This window comes from Candidatus Neomarinimicrobiota bacterium, assembly GCA_012964825.1.
Classification (GTDB): domain Bacteria; phylum Fidelibacterota; class Marinisomatia; order Marinisomatales; family S15-B10; genus UBA2125.
Map to the genome: position 1 here is coordinate 29,308 of DTTI01000084.1, position 21,372 is coordinate 50,679.

Genomic DNA, 21,372 nt, shown 5'->3' on the forward strand with positions numbered 1-21,372 from the left:
TTGTCCTGTGAGTAAAACCATCAAACAATTTATTCCTGTGAAAGAATCAGGAGGAATTACCGAATATCGGCATAAAAAAAACGATCTCACCGTCCTGCTGCTAGAGAACCACCACGCCCCTGTTATTACCTTTATGGTTACCTATCATGTGGGTTCCCGGAACGAGGCTATTGGCCACACGGGATCGACACACCTTTTAGAACATCTTATGTTTAAGGGATCAAAACAGTTTAATAAAGAAGGAGGAACAGCCATTTGGAATGTACTTCAGGATGTAGGTGCCATGATCAACGCCACAACCTGGTTCGATCGAACCAACTATTTTGAGCTGTTGCCAAAAGAACACTTGGAAAAAGCCATGGAAATAGAGGCCGACAGAATGAGAGGTGCGTTTATTAAAGACGAGGACAGACAGTCAGAAATGACTGTTGTAAGAAATGAGTTCGAGCGCGGTGAAAACGATCCATATGAGGCACTAGACAAAAATATCTGGGCGACTGCTTACCAGGCTCATCCGTATCATCATTCCACCATTGGTTGGCGTTCGGACATTGAAAACGTGACGACGGAGCGACTGAAAAAGTTTTACAACACCTTTTATTGGCCGAATAATTCCACTATCTCTGTCATAGGTGATTTTCAGAAAGACGTTGCTCTTACTCTTTTGGACAAACATTTCGGATCGATTCCAAAGCCGTCACACAGTATCCCCCAAATGTATACCAGTGAACCGCCTCAAGAAGGACCCCGGCGGGTCATGGTGAAAAGAGCGGGAGAAATGCCGATTGTGGGCTTAGCGCATAAAACACCTGAAGGTGTTCATGAAGACACTCATACCTTGCAAATCCTCGGGCGCATTCTGGGCCATGGAAAGATGAGCCGCTTCTACAAAAGGTTCATCGATTCCGGCAAAGCAGCTGATGTGAATGTCTGGTCTCATCCCCTTCATGATAATGGCCTTTTTGTTACCTATGTCTTTCTAGCGGGAAGCATCACATGTGAAGAAGCAGAAAAAGGTGTGTTGGAAGAATACGGCACCATTATTGCTAAAGATGTGCAGGAGAAGGAACTTCACTATGCAAAATCCCAGATACGTGCCGAAACCGCATTCACAAGAGACGGATCTTACTCCGTTGCCAGCAATTTAAATGAGGCAATTGCCCTTGGAGACTGGACATTTTATACCACATTCCTTGAAAAGATTGAAAGAGTCACAGTTAATGATGTTAAGCGTGTAGCTTCTAAATATCTGAAAGAAGACCAAAGCACCACCGGGTTTTTTATTCCTACTTCACAAGGGCCTAACGCTGAGTAAAAGTTTGGAGCTGGCCCCCAAAATAAAAAGTTCGTCACCGTTAGATGGGCTCAACCTTTATTTCCTGAAAACAGATATTAAAGATGTAATTACATTTCGTGGAAGTTTTCTAGGCGGGGATGTCTTTGCAACAAACAATATTGTTGTACCTGAAATAGCAGCTGCCATGTTGGATCTTGGTACACAGAAGCGGGACAAGTTTAAAATAGGAGACGCGCTAGAATCTGTTGGTGCAAAACTTGTATTTACCTCGGGCAGATACCGTGTACACTTCTCAGGTAAATGTCTTAGGGAAAACTTGCCTCTCCTGATCGAGTTGTTGGCGGAGCAGCTTATGATGCCGGCGTATAATGAGAAGGATTTACAATCGATTGTGCAGCGCCGGACAGCGGAAATGAGAAAATCAAAAGAGGACACACGGACTCGAGCCATTGAAGCATTTCTCATGCAACTCTACCCTGAAGGCCACCCAAACCGGGCCATGGGATTGGACCGAGAGATTGAGAACATGGAAAAAGTGACAACCAAACAGTTGCAATCGTTCCATGGTGAAAACTATGGATTAGGGACGGTCCACATCTGTTTTGTGGGTGATGTGGATCACAGAACTGTTGAAAAAGAGATTGCGAAAAGATTTGGAGGATGGAAGGAATCTCCCCTGACCTTGGGAACTGTTGCAAAATCTAAGGCAAACACCATTTACAAGCATCTGTCAGAAGTGGTTCACATTCCGGACAAGACCAGTGCTGATGTGGTAACGGGACACGGGATAGGCATAGATCGAGAGCACGAAGATTATTATGCTGTTATGATGAGCCATTTCATTCTGGGGGGAAATTTTTCGGCGAGACTCATGGCAACGGTGAGAGATAAAGAGGGGCTCACCTATGGGATTCAATCATCTACTGGCGGCGTGGAAGAAGGCAATGACGGCTATTGGTATATCTGGGGGACTTTTGCGCCGGACATCATTGACAAAGCAAAAAAGTCCATGGAGAAACAGCTTAACCTTTGGCTTAGAGGAGGTGTCACTAGAGACGAGCTGGAGGCCAAGAAGACAACCATATCTGGTATGTATCAGGTAGGTCTCGACACAACAGCCGGCATCGCCAACAGAGTTTTGACAACAGTGGAGAGAGGTAAAGAGTTGTCGTTCATGGATGAATATCCCAACCTTATCAATTTATTGACTCTTGAACAAGTTAATGATTCGATCCACGCCTATTGTGATCCCGGCAGGCGCATTACAGTTGTTGCAGGCACCCTAAACGGAACCAATTGAAAACTATGGATGTGATACTCACAGCCGCCGTCACGGTCAACGGCATGATAGCACGCCACCCCACGGAAGTAGTGGACTGGTCAGAAGACTTACAATTGTTTCGGGAGCAAACCATTGGTCAGACAGTGGTTATGGGTTCTAACACAGAATCAACTCTAGCCACAGAGCTTGATGGTAGGGAGGTGGTTGTGATGCACAGAGACATGGATCCTGAGACGGTCATTTCTCAGACCAAGACAGAAAAATGCTTCATCATAGGTGGTGCCCAGACCTATAGTAGGTTTTCTTTGTACTTAACACATATTTTCCTGACGAATCACCCGCATATTTTCCCAAGCGACTCTGTAACGCTATTCTCGAATCTTGAAAAAGAGATTTCACTTTCATACATAAGAAAAGTTGCGATAGACAAAGCCCTTGGAATTTATCAGTTTCAATATCGGGTGATGAGGGTTGATTGAGCTTCCACCAAAAGAGGGTCCGGCAAAGGTTGCTCTTATTGTTTTACACGGATGGGGAGCCAACCAACACGATCTTGTTCCTTTTGTCCAAAGTCTTAGGCTAAAAGGTACTCAAACTTTTTTTCCAGACGGCCTGTTTGATGTTCCTGGGACCGGAGGCCTTGGAAAAGGGTGGTTTTCATTTCCCTTGAATAAAGATTCTGAACAGGAAAGGATAGAGAGCAGAGAGTTGCTTATCTCTTTAGTAAAGGATGTTTGTGCTAAAGGATTTGCCTTTAAAGAGATTGTTCTTCTCGGTTTTTCTCAGGGTGCCGGCATGTGCTTGGATATTATGCTACACTTAGAAAATCCGATAGGTGCCGTTGTGGCCCTGAGTGGTTTTCTTATGGAAGGGGAGGATGTGAAGCGACGTGAAAACATGCCTATAGAGAGCCCAATTTTTGCTGCACACGGATTGTATGACCCTATATTGCCATTGCACCGGTCGAAGGAATCACTTCACTTATTAAAGGAAATAGGATTCAGCCTCACCTGGAGGGAGTATCCTATCGCCCACGAGATTTCGCAGGATGAGGCGCGAGATGTTCGCCAGTTTCTACAGGAAAACAGTCACATAACCGGAAATCCTTGATTGCAATAAAGACAATTGGTATTATATAATATTAGGAAGTAGAAATATTATTGAAGGGGGAATGTAATGAATAAGATGGCAAGACTACTGTGTGCAACCTTCATTGCGTTGTTTCTTGTGGGCTGCCCGATGAAGCAGACTGTTGGTGGAAAAACAATAAAAATTTCGGCGACGGGCGACCACTGCATTAATGATCCTAAATGTCATAACCGATGGCACTGGGCAATTCCACCTGTTGCTCATGCGGATCCAGGTGATGTGCTTGTTTATGAAACCAGGGATGCTCTGGACAGTCCGTTTACTGAGGAGTCAACCCCGGCCGATGTAGCGGGAGCAAATCTGAACGTGGTACACCCACTGACGGGCCCTGTTTACATCAATGGTGCGGAGCGAGGCGACGTCTTAGCGATAACGCTTATAGACATTGAGCCAGGCCCCTTTGGTTATACGGTGATCGTTCCAGGCTTTGGTTTCCTAAGAGATCTCTATCCAGAGCCACACATTGTACGTTGGAACCTGGACAGGGTAGCCGCCACCTCAATAGACATGCCAGGAATACATGTTCCTTTTGCTGGATTTATGGGGACTGTTGGTGTTGCACCTGGACCTGAAGAGGTAGAAAAGATGTATCAACGGGAAACTGCTTTGGCTGATGCCGGGGGATTTGCCCTCCCACCAGAACCAATGGACGCGCAACCATCTGATATCTGTGGCCCGGGAGGTCAACATGCTGAACGTTGTTTGAGGACCGTGCCGCCAAGAGAAAATGGAGGGAACATGGATGTAAAACAGATGCAGGTTGGGACTATCCTCTATTTACCGGTGTTCGTAGATGGTGCACTTCTTTCCATTGGAGATATCCATTATGCTCAGGGAGATGGCGAGGTGTCAGGGACTGCCATTGAAATGAGTGCAATCGTAGAAGTGAGAGTTGAGGTGCTGAAAGGGAAAGGGAAGGATATCACCCAACCTCATGTGGAAGGTCATGATGATCAGTTAAAGAACCTGGCACCAGGATCATTCTACGGAACGGTAGGCTACCCCATTAAGCAGAAGGATAAAGTGACTCCGCAACAAGCCTATCTTGATGGTGAACGGATTGGTGACCTTGAGAATCTGTCAGAAGATTTAACTCTTGCAGCCCGGGATGCTCTACTGCAAATGATCAGTTATTTAGTGAGAGAAAAAAGCCTAACCCGGGAACAGGCGTACATACTTTGTAGCGCCGCGGTTGATCTCAGGATCAGCCAGCTGGTTGACGTACCAAACTTTGGCGTCTTGGCTGTTCTGCCTTTGGAAGTGTTTGAATAGAGTCTTTGCATAGAGAGTGCAAAACGAGAGACCCTCCTTGCGAAAAAGTCACGCGCGCGTCAGTATTTTCTTTTTAATTATTATAGGCTCGGCCAGTTTTCTTTTTGCCCACAGCCCGTATGGTCTCTGGTACAAATGGAGGAAAGATCGACTATTTCTTGTTACCACAGCTTCTGATCCTCAATCTTATCCGATTGGTTTGGAGATTGCGACCGTTCTTGGAGAAGTTCTTCCAAAAAGTGAGGCTATTGCGGTTCGGGCTCCAACGACCCTTGCTGCCCTGAAGCTTCTGTTAAGTCATCAATTTGACGTTGCGCTTGTCCCAATTGATGATCTAGAACTAGCTATACGAGGAGAAGGTGAATTTGTTGAAATTACTCCGTGGCTGAACGGGACGGTATTCGGCAAACAGAAGCTGAAAGGAGGGGCAAAACCGCTAAGAGTAATTTCAGTTTTTGGTACCTACGTACTTATTAGCGAAAATCACTTCTCAGATCACAGAGCGCATATTCTAGCGGAGAAACTTACATCGAAACAAGGGATGTTGAGTTTAGTGTTGAGTGATACACGTGTGATTGGGTTACCGGTGCCTTTGCATGAAGGAACAATAGGCTTTAATGATGGGAGACCGCTTCCCCCGCTCCCACAGGGGGAGAAAAGTTGGCTCTGGTAGTCTATTGAACAAGAAGAGGGGAAAATTAAGATCATACACGTATGCGTGCAGACAAACGGAGATCAAACTTTTTATCCTTGGGCTCGCTTCGCCTTTGCTAAGGCCGACTTGGCTTTAGCCCGCAACACTCTGTCCCCTAGGCCATTGATAAGATCCATGTTGCCTTCCAGGGCGGCCCGAACGGCCTGATCTACGACCGTTTCAGGACCGTCTGAACCAGCAGGAGGAGTTGGGGAAGCTTCTTCTTGAGTTTCCGGAGCTAGTGGCTGGTCAGAAGTTTCAGAGACTTCTGGCATTATGCCGGTGCGTTTTGCCTTAACCAGTGCAGATTTCACTTTCGATCTTAATACACGGTCTTTGATACTAGAGATAGCTTCTTCATCTCCACCCATGGCCTTTGCAACGTAGGTGTTGACGAGAGTCCCTTCATCTATTTTCTGAGTGGGTATTGATGGAGCAGCCGCCGGCTCAGCACCCAGCGGAAGCGTGTCAGGTGGAACTTCCGGACGTTCACCGGTGCGTTTTGCTTTTGTAAGTGCTGATTTCACCTTTGAGCGAAAGACACGATCGTTGATGGAATTAATGATATCTGTATCTCCATCTAGCCCCCTGAGGATGTATTGATTGATTCGTATCTCCTCAGGGACCTCAACTGCAGGCGCTGATGGAGACGCCACACCTACTTGAGGAGCATCACCGGACAGGAATTGGTTGACCGCTTGTGTTGCATCAGGTGTTGTATTCGGAGGTTTTCCGACCCGCTTCGCTTTTATAAGACCGGATTTGGCCTTTCCGCGAACTACTTTTTCGGAAATGCTATTGAGGATGTCCGTGCCGTCGCTGTAAGCTTTTGCAATAAGGGCATTGATAAAATTGTCATCAAAGACGAACTGAGGTACTCTCGCCGCATCTTCGGCAGTATCTTCTTCATAATCGACCTTCGGCATTATGTTATTTAGATTTCTCAAAACTTCTTTTCCCCGCCAAGAAAACATGGCTGTTGTAAGAAAATTGAGGAGGCTATTGCTTGTGGCTGTGTAGGTTACCTCAACACAGTTTTTATAAGGGTGAAGATTGAACGTTACTAATTCTCTGTTTAGTGGAAAAAAGCGCATCTCCATGGCAAGTTTGTTAGGAGGGTCAATTGAGACAAAACGGCAGCTGTTATAGGGTGCCCCAAAAAAAGGCTGAATTTTAAACCGGCTTCCAACTTCCATTTTGTATTTCAAAAGGGAATGTTTATGTGCCCATCGTTTTGTGTTCTCATTTGTTACACGCAAGCGATGCACCCATGGATACCATGTTTTGTAATTAGCCATATCAGTAAGAGTATGCCAGAGGATCTCGGGATCAGACTCAATATCCAGAGTGGCGGTTGCTATAGCTTGCCGGCGGGCATATTCAGTGGAGTAATCAAGGTCGAGATGCTGATTCGCCCCCGTGCTTCGAACAAAATAGTAGATAAGGAATAAAAGAGAGATGGTAGCCGCACCTACCGCCATATTCTTCTCCAACACAGATTCTTCACAATATTTTCCTTAACAAAGAAGGTAAATCTAATATTCATCATGCCCTTTCTGGTATCACTTTGTCCTTAAGAAAATCTTGACTCTTTTTCTAGCATCAGGTAGAATCACTTATACTTCTTCGGGGAGAAACTCAATATGGACTCAAAACTTCTGTGGCTTACTATATTTGTGAGTGTTTACTGGGCCTATTGTTTGTTTTGGGGTTTTAAGGGTGCCCGAAGCGCCCGGACTTCTTCAGACTATTTTCTGGCCGGCCGGTCCATTGGCATTTGGGTCTTTGTCTTGGCTGCAACGGCCACCAGCTTTAGTGGTTGGACTTTTGTGGGTCACCCCGGGAAAATATTTACAGATGGGCTTCCTTATGCGTTTGCTTCCTTCTATGCTTTAACAATTCCGTTTACAGGAGTCCTTTTTCTGCGTCGGCAGTGGGTTCTTGGTCGGGCGTTTAAATACATTACTCCTGGTGAGATGTACAGTGACTATTATGGCGGTAATGCAATTAGGATGCTTACTGTTCTGGTCGCGCTTTTGTTCAGCGTCCCCTATCTCGGTGTTCAGTTGAGAGCTTCTGGAGATTTGTTTAATGTAGTTACTGACGGTCTAGTGAGTGCGAACTTTGGTATGTTTGCCTTGTCTACCGTGGTTGTTATATATGTGGCATCGGGGGGATTGAGATCTGTGGCTTACGTCGACTGCGTTCAGTGTATTTTGTTGGCGTTGGGAATATGCATTTTGGGTGGTTTGGCGATCCATTTTTCAGGTGGCTGGTCTGGCTTTGTTGCCGGCATGGCGGAACATGTAAAAGGCGATTTGACTTCTAATAGTAACTTAACACCGGCTGGACACTCCCCCATTGTTGCCATCCCTGGCAGTATTCAGATGGTGTCGGCCGGTAGCAAAGCTGCGGGAGGGACATGGACAGGTATTATGTGTATGACATACATGTTTGCCCTTATGGGGATTCAATCGTCACCGGCGTTTTCCATGTGGGCCTTCGCGAACAAAACTAGCAAACCATTTCGCTGGCAGCAGGTAGCTGCATCATCAGTAGTAATTGGTATAATTCTTTTTACCTTTACAATTTTCCAAGGAGTTGGGGGTCACGTGCTCATCGCTAACGGCACACTCGAAAGTGCGAACGACAAGAATCTAGTTCCTCAGCTCATTAATCTTATTTCTGACTCATCACCATGGCTGATGGGACTGCTTACTGTTTGTGCACTTGCAGCCATGCAGAGTACTGGCGCAGCTTATATGTCCACCTTTAGCGCAATGGTGACAAGAGATATATATAAAAGATATGTGGCGCCAGGCGCGACTGATTCTGTACAAAAGAGGGTAGGCCGCATTACAGTTGTCCTTGTGGCAGGAGCCGCACTGGTAGTGGCTGCAAAATCGACTTCAGCCATCGTCATGCTTGGCGGTCTTGCTGTTGCATATGGTTTTCAGATGTATCCAGCACTCATGGGTGTTTGTTATTTCCCATGGTTTACGAGAAAAGGTGTGGTGGCTGGATTGGTGGCGGGGTTGGTGGCTGTTACGCTAACAGACCGAACCTCAGCATGGTTTGGATTACCTTGGGGGGCCTATCCACTTACGATCCACAGTGCAGGATGGGGAATTCTCTTTAATCTCGCTATTGCCGTGATTGTATCAAAAATGACCAACAAAGACCCGAAAGAAAAGGAGGCAAAGGAAAAACGGCACAAATTCCTTCAATTAGTGTCAGGAATTTCACCCGCTCAAAAGAGAAAGGTTTCGTTGGCGTGGATATTAACAATCATATGGTTTTTGGTTGGTTTTGGACCGTTTGCAACGATTGGTAACACACTCTTTTCTAACCCAAATAGCCCAGCCACATGGGTACCGTTTGGCCTGCCGTCACTTTGGGTGTGGCAACTCCTTTTTTTGGTATATGGAATATTTGTTATGTGGTTTCTGGCGTTTAAGGTGGGGTTGTCTGAGCCGGTGGAGCCGGACAAAGTTGAAAGGCTACACAAGGAATACTTTAGCTGAATTTCTTAATATTAACCGTTTAAGCAAAAACAGGCGGTGAAGCTCTCTGTTCAGTTTTTGCTAGAGAAACTAATTCTAGTTGCATCTCGTCTAATCCTTGGGCAGTAACAAGAGCCTGTCGGAACTTGGCCGCGCCGGGAAATCCTCTGATGTACCACCCAAAATGTTTCCTCATAAGATTCATTCCCCAGTGCTCGCCCCTATTTTCAAGAAGAAGGTCGAAATGTCGTTGGCACATTTCGACGCGCTCAGAAACAGTGCACTTTTCAGGCAGTGGTTCTCCCCTCAACAGGGCAAGAGTCTCTCTGAAAAACCAAGGATTACCAAGAGCACCACGCCCCACCATGACAGCATCACACCCAGTGTCCTCAAACATTGAAAGCACATGCTTGGGGGTTGAAACATCACCGTTACCAATGACAGGAATAGAGACTGTTTGTTTTAGTTCCTTAATTAAGGACCAGTCAGCTTGACCAAGGTAGGATTGGACGGTTGTACGTGGGTGCAAGGTAATGGCTTTAATCCCGATCTTCTCCAGGCGCTCTCCTGCTTCAGGAGTCACGATCGACTCCTGGTTCCAACCGGAACGCATCTTTACTGTCACAGGGACGTCTGGGACAGATTCAACCACACTCGTCGTTATCTCATCCATTAGACAGAGGTCCTTTAAAGCTGCTGAACCAGCGCCTCGTTTTGTTACCTTCGGTACAGGACACCCATAATTGATATCAAGAATGTCAGGTCTGAAATTGTCAACCACGAAACGGGCGGCTTGAGCCATGACCTCCGGCGAGCTTCCGAACATTTGAATACCGATGGGCCGCTCTTCTTCATGGAAATGGATCAGGTCTAAAGTTTTCTGGTTTTCACGGATAATACCGTCAGCAGAGACAAACTCAGAATAGACCACGCCAGCTCCCATCTCCTTGCAGAGGATTCGAAAAGCATAGTCTGTAACCCCAGCCATGGGCGCTAAAAAAACAGGAGATTCGATCTTTACTGAACCGATTTTCATTGACGCAAAGAATTTACATTTTCCTTACTGTCCGATCTGCCCTAAACTTATATCAAGACTCGAGGTTGATTTAATATGAAAAATGCGATTTATTGCTATTTTTTGGCCCTGGTTATTGGTTTAGCATTTCTTTTTTCGAGCTGCTCCAGTCAAAACAATGAAATTTATCGTGCTCGTGCAGATATTACCGGAGCTGAAGGATCAGGCGTTTCCGGATATGCCGAATTTGTACAGAGTAGTAAAGGGGTGGTTCCAACAGTTCTTGTCACCCTGGAAGTGACTGGCTTGGAGCCTGGCTCGGTCCACGGCTGTCACATCCATGAGAACGGCACTTGTGAACCAACCTTTGGTGCAGCGGGGGGGCACCTGGATCCTGGACCATATGGAATGTCTAATCCAGACGCGAACCACCCATTCCACATGGGTGATCTGCCAAATCTTGTGGCCAACGAGAATGGTGTGGCGAGATTTGAACACCGAACCAGCCGAGTCACACTTTCTGACGGACCACTTACTCTTTTTGACGGCAATGGAAGTGCCATCATTGTTCATGTAGACCCTGATCTGGGGACAACCGGACAGAAGGGAGGCGCTGGCGGGGCAAGACTGGCGTGTGGCACTATCCAAAAGCGCTGAATTAACGGAACAAACACACACCTCTTTCTCAGAAAAGTTTTAGTTTCTCCCTGTGAAATATGAGATACAGCTATTCTTTAGCCTGACCTTTGTTGTGTCAATAAGTACTGGTCAAAATCTGCAAATTCACTATGACTTTGCTGAAGACCGCAGATATTTTACTTCGACGCTCGAGATGTATAAACCAGATGAAAAGGGAGCTACCTTCTGGTTTGTCGATTTTGAATATAACCAGCCAGGAAATAAAAGTGCTTCAGTGGGATATTGGGAATTCGCTCGTTATATGAACCTGTCATTCATGGAAGGACTCTCTGGCACTATTCAGTTTAATGACGGCGTGTCGCGATGGGGGCCGTTGGGCCATGTCTGGCTTACCGGAATTACCTACCCTGTTGATTTGAAAACCACCACAGTTTCAACAGAATTGCTCTATCGTGCTGCCTATGGTTCTAAATCACACGATGGGCAGTTGACGTTTGTATTCTATGTCCCACTGCTAAACGGGAAAGCTCACCTGACGGGCTACGCGGACATCTGGACTCAAGACAGATTTGATGATGAGGGTAAAGAAACGGCAGTTATGAGTCAGCCGCAATTATGGTATGCTGTTTCTTCCAAACTTTATGTTGGCGGTGAGGCACGAATTACGAAAAACTTTTTACCGAAGGATGGTTGGCAATTCTATGCGACTTTCGCGTTAAAATGGGACATGGAGTAAATGTGCCTGAAGCCACCTAATTACTGACCAGCTGATACTACCACGGCATTTAGCAGAGTTTTTTGAACTCTTTGCAGCGATTGTTCTAAAACCACCATCATTTTCTGGGCTTCGCGGGTGTCACCCTTTTCAATTGCCTCACGGACCCCTGGTAGCGTCTTTACGCCGTATCCCGTATAAAACCCGGGTGCGTAGATTTGGTGTCTGAACCAGGGCCTCCCAGGCAAACCACCGTTATCAGTAAAATTTTCTTCAGCCAAAAGAAGATAGCGGTTCACTTCTTTAATCAGTGCTCTATTGGCCCCAGGATTGCTTAGTAGCAGTTCGATCTGGTTGTTCAAAACTAGTGATGTAGCGTGGAGTATTTCGGTGCTCTTCCGTAATGAGGAAAAATTAAGGTGCTTAGCCACGTTTCTATCTTCACTTTCTTTCTCAACCTCATCAATGTATTGGTGAATGGTTTCCGCAGTGCTGGAATAATCGAAAGGATAAACAGTGCTGTTTGCCATTCTTAGAAGGAATTTTGCAACAAGGTCGGTTAAAGCTATTCCGTACACAAAACCGGGATCACCGTATTGGGTGAAAAACCAATGAGTGTCATAGCGGGAATGATAAATACCATTTCCCGACCCAAAACCGAGGTTGATTGAAGGAATTCCCAAATGATCAAGAAAAACAGTATAGTCACTTCCCGATCCAAGGGCCCCCAGCCTCACATTTTCATAACCATTATGCTTTATTAGGCGGTTTTCATTTGAATTTTCTTTCCAAGAGTCATACACAGTTCCCTGACTTCCCGGCATATTAATATCTTTTGTTAACTGGTTTATAAATGGTTGAAGAGAATGAACACCACTGGCACTGAAATTTCCAGCTGTGTAGCTTTCTCGGTTTAAATAAACAACAACGTTATTCTTTAATGTTTCTGCGAATTCTTCACCATACTCCACAGATCCGATCAACCCATATTCTTCTCCGTCCCAACTAGCAATCGCGATTGAACGTTTGGGCCTATATCCTTTTTCTGCAAGATCGCCTAGTAGCTTCCCAGTCTCAAGCAGAACAGTGGCGCCGCTTATAGGATCACGACCGCCGAAAGTCCATGCATCACGGTGACTGCCCACCATCACGATTTTTTCAGGCTCCTCACTTCCTCTCAAAATTCCAATGACATTCATTATAGTTCGGAGGGACCAATCGGATTTTAATTTCATACGGACTTCAGCGGGACCCGGACCTATATGATATGTAATAGCTAAGCCACCTTTCCAGGAATCGGGTGCGATAGGCCCTTCAATATTCCTTAATATTGGCAGGGCATCCCCGTAAGAAATAGGTAAAACGGGGATTTTTTGTAGAGTAGGGACTTTATCAAGCGGAAGCCTTTTAACATCTCCTTTCGCAGCTTGAAAGGGGGTTAGGGGGTCGCCGGGGTAAGTGGGCATATCCATTACGGATCCCCTCTGAACACCCCATTCGGGACGCCATTTTCCCTTTGGCATGACTTCTCCTTGAACAAAACCGTCGTCTTCTGGATCAGAATAGATTAGACAGCCGATAGCTCCATGCTCTGAAGCTATCTTTGGTTTAATCCCTCGCCAACTTCGACCGTATTTTGCCAGAACAATTTTTCCCCGTACGGAAACACCTAAAGAATCCAACACTTTATAGTCTTCAGGCAGACCATAGTTGACGAATACGATTTCACCGGTTATGTCTCCATCAGCAGCATAAGCGTTATAAGGAGGCAAAACGCCATCTTTGGTTAAATCTTGGTCTTCATCGTAGGGTGGTTCGACTAGTTTTAACTCATATCGCTCAGGTGAAATGAGGGTAACTGAACGTTCTATCGGACGGGGAAGAAGCACCTCGTAATGGGAAGTTTGAACTTCATCGAAGCCAAATTCTTTCAGTTTTTCGGCGTAGTAGTGTCCGATTTTGATATTGGCTTCAGTTCCAGCGTGATGGGGCTCAGCTGTCATGATAAGGTGATATTCGTTCATACGTTTGGGCAGCGCCACACCTAGGCGACGCTCCAAAGTCAATTCATCTGATGCTCCCTTTGAGTTAAAACCAAGAAGCTGCTTTTCTTTAGCCCCTGACAAAGAATTCAACATTATCAGGCAGACAACCACACTTTTTAAAATGCTCGTTCTCATCGCTCCCCCCTTTTTCATCTAACTAGAAACTTTACTTATTTTCTTAAACCCCAGATAAGTTACATTATTAAAATGAAAGAATCTTAACCATCCTCCTCTAGGATGAGACTTTTTAATACGGGGCAAAAGAAAAGGCAAGGATTGTTCCATACCTAACGCATTAAAGCCTTGATGGTAGCATTAGATCCCGACAGGCGCTCACTTAACAGTTCCACAATAAATGTGTGAAGTTCTACAGTTTTATCAGGTGTTTCAAGGTTCATTTTCTTAAAACTTTCTTTGGACAGGAAAAAGACCCGGCAGTCTGTGTCAGCTATAACGGAAGCAGATGCAGAGGATCCTAAATATAGACTCACTTCACCAACTACAGTTCCCGGGCCCAGGGTTTTAAGACGAATTTTTTTGCCGGTATCCAATTCCAGTTCTACGGTAATTTTTCCTGATTCTATAAAAGTGATTCCACCGGGGTCTTCACCCTGCTTAATCATTATTGTTCCGGAAGGACAATTTTTAGTTTCAAAAAAGTCTGCAATCTGGGAGAATCGATGCAGGAAAGATCCTGTCTTATCCTTACTCTCCAACCCATCGGTTTCAGGTAAAACACAATGTAGAATGTGTTGCTCACACCATTCCAAGCCGTGATCCAGGTCCTGAAAAATCCGGATAAGGCTGCTTTTTTCAGCAACAATCCCCTCAATATATAATTGAGCCTCCATTTCGTCATGCAGACCACAAAAAAGAATGTGAAATCCGCAATTCTCAGCCAATATTTTGAGTTTGTTAAAGCTATTTATTGCTGACGAGTCAAGACCTGTGACATGACGAAAATCAAAAACTAGGTACTTCAGCTTGCTGAGGTTTTGATTTTCCTGCCTTGATTGTACTTGCATTAGCAATCGGTTGGCGGTGCCAAAAAAAACAAAACCCTGTAAAGGCAGGATATAAATTTCATCACCGTGATCCTGAAGAACCTCTTTTAGGTGACTGGACCGTTCAACGTTGCTGCTGAATGTTTTCCCCGACAACTCGTACTTAATTACCTCAACCTTGGAGTAATTAATCACAAAAAGAATTATGGACATCAAAAGGCCAAGAACTATTCCCTCCAGAAACCCAATAGACCCAATAACGATTAGAATTAAAACAATCACCGCATAGTCAGTTTTGTGCAGTCTTTTCCAGGTATCGAAGAGCCATTCCACCATAAATTCAAGTCCCAAGTTCAATAATAGTCCACCCAGAATTACTTTGGGGAAAATAGACAACACATCAGCCCCGAAGACGAGTGTAATCATACTGATTACGGCCACAACGATACTTGGCAACCGGGTGCGGGCACCGAGATTATAGGACATGGATGTTTCGCTGAGGGTCATGTAACCTGCCGGAGCGCCAGCCATCCCAGCTAGAATGTTGCTGTAGCCAGTTAGGCGAAGTTCTTTATCCAGGTCAAAATCCCGTTTAACAATTAATTCCAGTCCACTATAATTAAATAATACCGAAACAGCGCTCAAGATCATCATTGTTGCAATAGCTGGCAGATGTACAAGAAAGAGATCCCAACGAAAAAAGGAGACATACTTAAATGGAAAACCGGGAAAAAAACCACCCCCAGGGAACGGACCTAATAAATATCCGTTTTGTTCCATGTTGGTAAAGGAAAACCCCAAGCCAAACATAATGATGTAGAACAGCACAATACTGCCGAATAGGATTCCCGGTGTCAACAGGTAATGACTAAAGTAGCGGGTCATTACTAACAGTGTTACTGCAAAAACAAGCCCAGGAAACCATTTGAAAATGGTGGAGCTTTCGAAAAGCATTCCCATATCTGCCAAGCCAAGGTCCAGATCCGTCATCATCATGAAGGAGAATTTGACAATTAGCCAACCTGTTCCAGCCAAGAACCCCCCAACAACAGGAAAGGGAATATAGCGCACTAATTTCCCGAGCTTAAAACGCCCTAAAATGTAAAAAAATAGCCCTACAAGGATGGAGCTAAGACCGATGGCAACAAAAATGAATTGGTACGCATGTTCAGCATCTAATTCACTGCCTACACCCGTAGCCACGGTTGCCGCCATGAGAGCAAGAATGGCAATGGGAATGTCCTGGGGAGCGATGAAGATTAGGGGATAGGTGGCAGTGAGGGCGGAAAAAACAGCAAAAATGACAGTCCCAAACAACAGGATTCCAATGCCCTGAGATAGAAAGCTTGCCAATGGACCAGTAAACACAAGAGCAGCCAGCGCCATGGCTGAAACGATGCAGACAATGGCATTAATAGTTCCAGCAATAATCCCCGGGACAAAATCAGACATTATGGTGTTTTTCTTCATCGCGATATTGAGCCAAGAGCAGGAAACAGCAATTTAGTTACGGGTAAATGCGGGTTTCCTATTATTTATTTTTCATCACTTGTAAACGGGATTAATTACCCGACGAGAACCAAGAAAAAGAGTAGTGCCATTGACCTATAGATCGTCCAAAATAAGAAAGGGCGACTAGATTGCCGCCCTTTAAGGATTTCAAACAACTATTTGTAGGCAAAAAATTATTCCTCTTCGTACTCCTCGCCACCGTCTTCGTATGCTTCAAAATAAGCTTCTAACATTTCCGGATCATATTCAACCTCGTATTCCTCTGGCATCCACATATTTATGTCATCACTCTCAACATCCTCCAGCTCAGTGGACTGAGGTGCGAGCGGAACTACCGGCTGTACAACAGAGGGAGAAGAGGTCACCTTAGGCTGCGCACTTTTCCAGTAGAAAAGAAAGGCACCAGGCGTCATAGCAAGTAACAAGACAACAAAAGAAAAAAGCGCAGCTTCGGGTAAAATGTGGTAACCTCCCCACATATCCTGCTCAATTGCCTGCTCCAGAAAAACGGCCGTCCCAGCAAGGAATCCGAATAGAGTTACCACAAAGGGGAGAGAAGCCACCCTGATTTTCATAAAACTCAGACTGACGAACCAAATAAGGAGCCCACTCACTACAGACATTAGGGCAAGGCGGAATTCACCCAGAGCGGCCGCAACCACAAACCCCGCAAGAGCCAACAGCACGACGACCGTACTGATAAATGCGTTTACATTACTGTTCATTGAATTCGGTATTCTCTACCTCGGAGTAGCTACCGGAGGGGAAATTGACCATAAGAACCAAACCAGGCAACATGAATCTACATATTGGGTGAGGGGACTTTCCCTTTCGGCAATTCGTCTAAACCTCTCTATATTCGTCCGAGAGACACTCTCATGAGTAATCCTAAATCTTTAAAAGCTATCGGAGTAATTGGTGTTGGCCACCTGGGAAAACGACACCTCAAGAATGTCATTAAGCTACCATCTGTAATTTGTGCTGGATTTTTTGATATTGATGGTGAGACATCTAATAGAATTACCCGTGAAAGAGGAGTGGAAGCGGCTGTTTCCATTCAAGAGATTATCGACAAGAGTGATGCACTGATTATTGCTGTGCCCACCTCAGAGCATTTCTCCGTTGGAAAAGCATGCCTTGAAGCGGGAAAGGATGTCTTTATGGAAAAACCGCTCTGTGCCTCACTGGAAGAGGCTGATATATTAGTGGAGCTAGCAGAGAAGAAAGAAGTGGTACTGCAGGTGGGCCACGTGGAAAGACTTAATCCAGCCATTTTAACCTTAAAAAGAGAGAAAATTCCTCTGGAGCCAAAATATATTGAGACTCACAGGCTGGCTCCATATCGGGTGCGAGGAACAGAGGTGCCTGTAGTTCTAGATCTTATGATTCATGATCTTGATGTGATCCTATCTCTAGTGAATTCACCCGTAAAAAATGTATCTGCCACAGGCGTTTCCATCATAACAGATTCCGTGGATATTGCGAATGCCCGGATCAGGTTCGAGAACGGCTGTGTTGCTAATATTACGTCTAGCAGAATAGCCAAGGATTATGTCAGGAAGTTGCGCGTATTTGAGCGAAATATTTATATCACCATCGATTTTTTGCAAGGCATCACAGAAGTTTACAAAGTGCTGGACGCTGAAGAAGAGAATCCAAATGCGTTAATCTCCGCACCCCTGGAACAGGATGGCCATCACAGACAGATTGTTTACGAGAAGCCAAGACAAGAGAAGGTGGATGCCCTTCAGTTAGAGTTGACAAATTTTCTAGAGGCTATCGAAGGTAAGTCAGACCCCATCGTGACCGCTGAAGAAGGTCGTGAAGCACTCCGACTTGCACTGCTCATACAGGAGAAGATCGAACAGGATCTTCAGTGACGTAACGGTTCGTCCAGGTTTTGATATGGATGTCCGCCAATTTTTCTTTAAGAATCGAAGTTATACTCCTATTCCTCTGGCCTTGGCTATTATCATCCTTGCTGACCCTGGTGGACCCGTTACAAGGATGGGGTTGCTCCTGCTCCTCGTTGGAGAGACCTTAAGATTAAATGGAGTTCACTATGCCGGAGGCGCAACACGAACGAGAAAAGTGGGAGCTCCACAACTTTGTACAGACGGTCCCTTCGCTTATGTGCGAAATCCTCTCTACCTAGGCAATATTATTCTCTATGTCGGAGTCGTATTGATGGCCGGCGGGACATTTATGTGGCAACTGTTTGGGGTCACCGTTACCTTCTTTTTTCTACAATATAGTTTTATTATATCTCTTGAAGAACAGACCCTCGCTGATAAGTTCGGAGAGGAATATAGATCCTACTTAGCAGCAGTTCCGCGCCTTCTCCCCCGCATTGTCCCTTGGCCGGGTCGCTACGGCATTTCACCCGCAACATGGAAAAAAACATTCCGTACTGAGCGTAGAACTTTGCAGATGATAGCCATTTATCTCTTGTTTATTATGGTAAAAACTGTGATCTCTCGATGAAATGAGAATGGAAAAAGAAATTCTTATTATAGCAGGGGAAACGTCAGCTGATCAACACGGTGCTGCCCTTGTAAACCAACTAAAAGCTTCTTCAAAAGGAATGTCCTTCTTTGGTATAGGTGGTGAAAAACTGAGGATGGAAGGTGTTCAGTTGGTAGAACATGCTGGAAACATGTCTGTCATGGGTTTTGTGGAAGTAGTGTCACATTACCGACGTATAAGAACTGTATTTAATAAGGTGCTTTCAGAATGTGAAAAGAAAAATCCTGCCCGGGCAATACTCATTGACTACCCGGGCTTTAATTTGCGTCTGGCCAAAGAGCTCAAAAAAAGAAATATTCCGGTGACATACTACATTAGCCCTCAGCTGTGGGCTTGGAAAGAAAAGCGCATTGATGTGATTCGAGGGTGTGTGGAACAGATGCTCTGCATTTTCCCTTTTGAGGAAGATTGGTATCATCAACGGGGGATAAAAGCTGTCTATGTGGGTCATCCGTTCCTAGATGGTCAATCTCAACCAATGGAGAGGTATGAGTTTTTTGAAAAACATGGAATCTCTCATGATGCTATTATTGTTGCTCTAATGCCCGGAAGCCGTCAACAGGAGGTAAACCGGCACCTGAAGACAATGCTAAAAACGGTGGAGATACTTAACAAAGAGGCAGAAATTACTGTTATTGTTGGTAAAGCTCCGGGAGTTGAACTCCCAAAAAATATTCAGGGAAAAATCTTTGTCGAATCAGACATACCTGAAATGGCACTGAAATATGCATCACTGGGTATTGTGAGCTCAGGCACAATCTCACTGCTGGCAGCAATTTTCGGCATCCCAAGCGTAGTCATATACAAAATGAATCCTGTGACCTGGATGGTCGCAAAGGCGGTCACCCAGGTTCCTTATGTCTCCATGACAAACCTTATTGCAAAGGAGGAAGTGTTACCAGAATTATTACAGAACAGTGCTAGGCCTGAAAAAATATCCGACTATCTGAAAGAATGGCTCCAATCAGAGGTAATGAGAGAACGGACGGTGAACCAATTGGCTGAAGTTAAAGACTGTTTGGGTGGCCCGGGCGCTTCAAAGAAAGCGGCCCGACTCATTTTAGATTGTTTAGAAACGTCTTAGATTTATGTTAGGAGTTAGAATGTCTCTCTCAGCATTTTTTGGTTACTGGTTTTTGAAGTTTTTCTTCAGCGTCAACAGGCGGACCGTGTTGAACTGTGAACGGTTAATAGAGACAATATCCACTGGTAGGCCAGTATTAATATGCTGCTGGCACGGTCGTCTACTTTTCCCGGTCTTTCATTGGAACAGATTTCGTTACTATGCACTGGCGGGGTTGCACAAGGACGCTGAAATTATTTCTAGGATTGCGACGAAGCTTGGATGGAGAATGTTACGTGGATCAAGCAGTCGGGGTGGTACTAAGGCCTATATGAAAATGATGCGGGTTCTGAATGATGGAGGTAAACTGTTCATTACCCCTGATGGACCACGGGGGTTGGAATATGAAGTGAAGGAGGGTGCTGTAAAAAGTGCTTTTCTCTCAGGAGCTATTATGGTGGCTGTTTCTGGTCAGGCATCGTGGCGGTGGGAAATAAAAAACTGGGACACCTTCGTGATTCCAAAACCGTTTGGTCGTATAATACACGTTGTGGGGAACCCTTTGGACGTCCGCGACTTTGAGGATAGTGAGAGTTTTAAGGAAGCTATAACTGTAGAAATGACGAGAGTACAGGCTGAAGCTGATGCGTGGATTAAAAGATAAGTTTAGATATCTATTTTTCCCTGTAGCTCTTTTTTACTGGGGGCTCTCCTTCTGGCGAAACCTGTTCTATGTAACAGGATTCTTCGTAAGCCACCGATTACCTGTTCCTGTGGTTAGTGTTGGAAATATTACCCTTGGGGGGACAGGAAAAACTCCCACAGTTGTGACTGTTGCACACATGTTACAGAAGCTTGGAAAACATCCAGCAGTCATTAGTAGGGGTTATATGAGAGAGACAACGGGAACGGTGGTTGTGTCAAAGGGAGAAAAAGTTCTTGTGCCTTGGAATGAAGCGGGCGATGAAGCCCTTCTTATATCACAGCGTCTTCCATCCGTTCCTGTGATAGTAGATGAGGTGAGGTACCGGGGTGCTATTTTGGCGGTGGAGCATTTTGACTGTGATGTGATTGTTCTCGACGATGCTTTCCAGCACCGCGCTATAGAAAGAGATTTGGATATTGTGTTGATAAACAGTTGTGAGCCACCGGAACATTATAAAATGATACCTTATGGCAGGCTTCGGGAGCCGATTTGGTCCTTAAAACGAGCTGACTTGGTAATCTGGAGTAGAGCTGACCAGTCACAGCCTGCGCCAGTCATCAGAAAATGGGTTTATCAACGTTCAATGAAAAGTTTGAAAAGCAGACTTTCCGCGGGGAATATTGAAAATTTGAAAGATTTAAAGTTATTCGCTTATTGTGGTATTGGAGACCCACAGTCATTTCTTTTTCTTTTGAACCAGCTGAACCTGAAAGTGATCGAGTTCCAACCTTTTCCCGATCACTATGTTTACAAAGAAGCCGAAATATTACGGCTGAAAACAAAAGCAAAGAGCTTAGGTGCTGCCCATCTTGTTACAACAGAGAAAGACTGGGTGAAACTTACGGAGGATGAAAGAGAGGAGGGGTTCATTCGCTTTGTCCCGGTTGACACAGTCTTTCTGAATAGTGGAGAGACGGTCCTTGAGGAAACTTTGAAAAAGCTCTTTTAGT

The 21,372-nt window shown here is 45.2% G+C and carries 19 protein-coding genes; 14 read left to right on the top strand and 5 right to left on the bottom strand.

Translation table 11 applies throughout. The features are described from left to right. Window positions 1–7 precede the first annotated feature (7 nt). The 6 genes from EYO21_09200 to EYO21_09225 all read left to right on the top strand — a co-directional run bounded on the left by EYO21_09200 (window position 8) and on the right by EYO21_09225 (window position 5,673). Entirely contained in the window at window positions 8–1,315 is a 1,308-nt protein-coding gene (locus EYO21_09200; protein ID HIB03980.1) for an insulinase family protein, read from the top strand. A 4-nt stretch (window positions 1,316–1,319) separates the two neighbouring features. Next, window positions 1,320–2,597: an insulinase family protein gene (locus EYO21_09205; GenBank protein HIB03981.1), complete on the top strand. Its 1,278-nt coding sequence runs from the start codon at window positions 1,320–1,322 to the stop codon at window positions 2,595–2,597. Window positions 2,598–2,602: 5 nt separating this feature from the next. Next, a complete protein-coding gene (locus tag EYO21_09210; GenBank protein HIB03982.1) occupies window positions 2,603–3,058 on the top strand; it encodes a hypothetical protein in 456 nt (151 codons plus the stop codon). Continuing rightward, a complete protein-coding gene (locus tag EYO21_09215; protein ID HIB03983.1) occupies window positions 3,051–3,689 on the top strand; it encodes a hypothetical protein in 639 nt (212 codons plus the stop codon). The genes EYO21_09210 and EYO21_09215 overlap by 8 nt, the downstream gene beginning before the upstream one ends. A 129-nt stretch (window positions 3,690–3,818) precedes the next feature. Beyond that, window positions 3,819–5,000 (top strand): formamidase, encoded by a 1,182-nt coding sequence (locus tag EYO21_09220; protein ID HIB03984.1) that lies wholly within the window; start codon window positions 3,819–3,821, stop codon window positions 4,998–5,000. A 37-nt stretch (window positions 5,001–5,037) separates the two neighbouring features. Next, window positions 5,038–5,673 (top strand): hypothetical protein, encoded by a 636-nt coding sequence (locus EYO21_09225; GenBank protein HIB03985.1) that lies wholly within the window; start codon window positions 5,038–5,040, stop codon window positions 5,671–5,673. Window positions 5,674–5,744: 71 nt separating this feature from the next. Here EYO21_09225 and EYO21_09230 read toward each other — a convergent pair whose 3' ends face one another. Then, a complete protein-coding gene (locus tag EYO21_09230; protein ID HIB03986.1) occupies window positions 5,745–7,175 on the bottom strand; it encodes an SRPBCC family protein in 1,431 nt (476 codons plus the stop codon). A 162-nt stretch (window positions 7,176–7,337) separates the two neighbouring features. Here EYO21_09230 and EYO21_09235 point away from each other — a divergent pair, with 162 nt between their 5' ends. After that, a complete protein-coding gene (locus EYO21_09235) occupies window positions 7,338–9,218 on the top strand; it encodes a sodium:solute symporter family protein (GenBank protein HIB03987.1) in 1,881 nt (626 codons plus the stop codon). A gap of 19 nt (window positions 9,219–9,237) precedes the next feature. On the opposite strand, the gene dusB is transcribed toward EYO21_09235, so the two are convergent. Next, complete coding sequence (dusB, locus tag EYO21_09240) at window positions 9,238–10,233, bottom strand: tRNA dihydrouridine synthase DusB (protein HIB03988.1); 996 nt, start codon at window positions 10,231–10,233, stop codon at window positions 9,238–9,240. A gap of 75 nt (window positions 10,234–10,308) precedes the next feature. Here dusB and EYO21_09245 point away from each other — a divergent pair, with 75 nt between their 5' ends. Next, complete coding sequence (locus EYO21_09245) at window positions 10,309–10,869, top strand: superoxide dismutase family protein (protein HIB03989.1); 561 nt, start codon at window positions 10,309–10,311, stop codon at window positions 10,867–10,869. Window positions 10,870–10,921: 52 nt separating this feature from the next. Continuing rightward, window positions 10,922–11,587: a DUF5020 family protein gene (locus EYO21_09250; protein HIB03990.1), complete on the top strand. Its 666-nt coding sequence runs from the start codon at window positions 10,922–10,924 to the stop codon at window positions 11,585–11,587. Window positions 11,588–11,607: 20 nt separating this feature from the next. Here EYO21_09250 and EYO21_09255 read toward each other — a convergent pair whose 3' ends face one another. From EYO21_09255 to EYO21_09265, 3 genes are all read right to left on the bottom strand, one after another. Then, entirely contained in the window at window positions 11,608–13,764 is a 2,157-nt protein-coding gene (locus EYO21_09255; GenBank protein HIB03991.1) for a M28 family peptidase, read from the bottom strand. 134 nt (window positions 13,765–13,898) lie between these two features. Then, a complete protein-coding gene (locus EYO21_09260; GenBank protein HIB03992.1) occupies window positions 13,899–16,085 on the bottom strand; it encodes a cyclic nucleotide-binding domain-containing protein in 2,187 nt (728 codons plus the stop codon). Window positions 16,086–16,300: 215 nt separating this feature from the next. Further along, window positions 16,301–16,852 (bottom strand): hypothetical protein, encoded by a 552-nt coding sequence (locus EYO21_09265; GenBank protein ID HIB03993.1) that lies wholly within the window; start codon window positions 16,850–16,852, stop codon window positions 16,301–16,303. A gap of 153 nt (window positions 16,853–17,005) precedes the next feature. Here EYO21_09265 and EYO21_09270 point away from each other — a divergent pair, with 153 nt between their 5' ends. Genes EYO21_09270 through lpxK form a run of 5 tightly spaced genes read left to right on the top strand, consistent with a single transcriptional unit; the run spans window position 17,006 to window position 21,371 of the window. Next, a complete protein-coding gene (locus tag EYO21_09270) occupies window positions 17,006–18,007 on the top strand; it encodes a Gfo/Idh/MocA family oxidoreductase (protein ID HIB03994.1) in 1,002 nt (333 codons plus the stop codon). 25 nt (window positions 18,008–18,032) lie between these two features. Further along, window positions 18,033–18,611, top strand: a complete 579-nt coding sequence (locus tag EYO21_09275; GenBank protein HIB03995.1) for an isoprenylcysteine carboxylmethyltransferase family protein — start codon at window positions 18,033–18,035, stop codon at window positions 18,609–18,611. A gap of 1 nt (window position 18,612) precedes the next feature. Then, a complete protein-coding gene (locus tag EYO21_09280; GenBank protein ID HIB03996.1) occupies window positions 18,613–19,737 on the top strand; it encodes a lipid-A-disaccharide synthase in 1,125 nt (374 codons plus the stop codon). 4 nt (window positions 19,738–19,741) lie between these two features. Continuing rightward, a complete protein-coding gene (locus EYO21_09285; GenBank protein HIB03997.1) occupies window positions 19,742–20,380 on the top strand; it encodes a DUF374 domain-containing protein in 639 nt (212 codons plus the stop codon). Beyond that, complete coding sequence (gene lpxK, locus EYO21_09290) at window positions 20,361–21,371, top strand: tetraacyldisaccharide 4'-kinase (GenBank protein ID HIB03998.1); 1,011 nt, start codon at window positions 20,361–20,363, stop codon at window positions 21,369–21,371. Before EYO21_09285 ends, lpxK begins: the two co-directional genes overlap by 20 nt. The last annotated feature ends 1 nt before the right edge of the window (window position 21,372 follow it).

Coding starts and splice junctions, on each gene's coding strand:
- EYO21_09275 (HIB03995.1), top strand. CDS start 18,033: ATGGATGTCCGCCAATTTTTCTTTAAGAATCGAAGTTATACTCCTATT.
- EYO21_09230 (HIB03986.1), bottom strand. CDS start 7,175: ATGGCGGTAGGTGCGGCTACCATCTCTCTTTTATTCCTTATCTACTAT.
- dusB (HIB03988.1), bottom strand. CDS start 10,233: ATGAAAATCGGTTCAGTAAAGATCGAATCTCCTGTTTTTTTAGCGCCC.
- EYO21_09270 (HIB03994.1), top strand. CDS start 17,006: ATGAGTAATCCTAAATCTTTAAAAGCTATCGGAGTAATTGGTGTTGGC.
- lpxK (HIB03998.1), top strand. CDS start 20,361: ATGCGTGGATTAAAAGATAAGTTTAGATATCTATTTTTCCCTGTAGCT.
- EYO21_09280 (HIB03996.1), top strand. CDS start 18,613: ATGAGAATGGAAAAAGAAATTCTTATTATAGCAGGGGAAACGTCAGCT.
- EYO21_09220 (HIB03984.1), top strand. CDS start 3,819: ATGAAGCAGACTGTTGGTGGAAAAACAATAAAAATTTCGGCGACGGGC.
- EYO21_09235 (HIB03987.1), top strand. CDS start 7,338: ATGGACTCAAAACTTCTGTGGCTTACTATATTTGTGAGTGTTTACTGG.
- EYO21_09265 (HIB03993.1), bottom strand. CDS start 16,852: ATGAACAGTAATGTAAACGCATTTATCAGTACGGTCGTCGTGCTGTTG.
- EYO21_09260 (HIB03992.1), bottom strand. CDS start 16,085: ATGAAGAAAAACACCATAATGTCTGATTTTGTCCCGGGGATTATTGCT.
- EYO21_09255 (HIB03991.1), bottom strand. CDS start 13,764: ATGAAAAAGGGGGGAGCGATGAGAACGAGCATTTTAAAAAGTGTGGTT.
- EYO21_09245 (HIB03989.1), top strand. CDS start 10,309: ATGAAAAATGCGATTTATTGCTATTTTTTGGCCCTGGTTATTGGTTTA.
- EYO21_09210 (HIB03982.1), top strand. CDS start 2,603: ATGGATGTGATACTCACAGCCGCCGTCACGGTCAACGGCATGATAGCA.
- EYO21_09285 (HIB03997.1), top strand. CDS start 19,742: ATGTTAGGAGTTAGAATGTCTCTCTCAGCATTTTTTGGTTACTGGTTT.